At 46.9% G+C, this 697-nt stretch carries 1 protein-coding gene; it reads right to left on the bottom strand.

From position 1 onward, the window contains the following. On the bottom strand, positions 1-697 hold a 697-nt coding region (locus M0D21_RS22935; protein ID WP_449500938.1), incomplete at both ends, for an HYR-like domain-containing protein.

Below are 697 nucleotides of genomic sequence, written 5' to 3'. Positions count from 1 at the left end.
ATTGCTGTTTCCATCACTAACATCACTCACAAAAGCTACTGTGGGTGTACCACAGTTATCCGCTTCATCAGTGACCACAGTGATATCTGGTGTAGGTGCAGTACACTGCGCACTAATTGGTGCTGGGTTACTCGCCGTGGGATTCGTAGTATCGTTAATCGTAATTGTTTGTGTCACATTGATGCTATTCCCGGCAGCATCGGTAACACTATAGGTTCTGGTGATCTCGTCAGGATTACTGTTTCCGTCACTAACATCACTTACAAAGGCTACTGTGGGTGTACCACAGTTATCCGCTTCATCAGTGACCCCAGTGATATCTGGTGTAGGTGCAGTACACTGCGCACTAATTGGTGCTGGGTTACTCGCCGTGGGATTCGTAGTATCGTTAATCGTAATTGTTTGTGTCACATTGATGCTATTCCCGGCAGCATCCGTAACACTATAGGTTCTGGTGATCTCTTCCGGATTATTGTTTCCGTCACTAACATCACTTACAAAGGCTACTGTTGGCGTACCACAGTTATCTGCCTCATCGGTAACCACAGTGATATCCGGTGTAGGTGCAGCACATTGTGCTGTGATCGGTGATGGGTTACTCGCCGTGGGATTCGTAGTATCGTTAATCGTGATCGTTTGTGTCACATTGATGCTATTCCCGGCAGCATCGGTAACACTATAGGTTCTGGTGATCTCC

Source organism: Aquimarina acroporae, assembly GCF_023195925.1.
GTDB lineage: Bacteria > Bacteroidota > Bacteroidia > Flavobacteriales > Flavobacteriaceae > Aquimarina > Aquimarina acroporae.
Note: the sequence above shows the minus strand (reverse complement) of the source record. Positions and strands in the feature narration are given on the sequence as shown.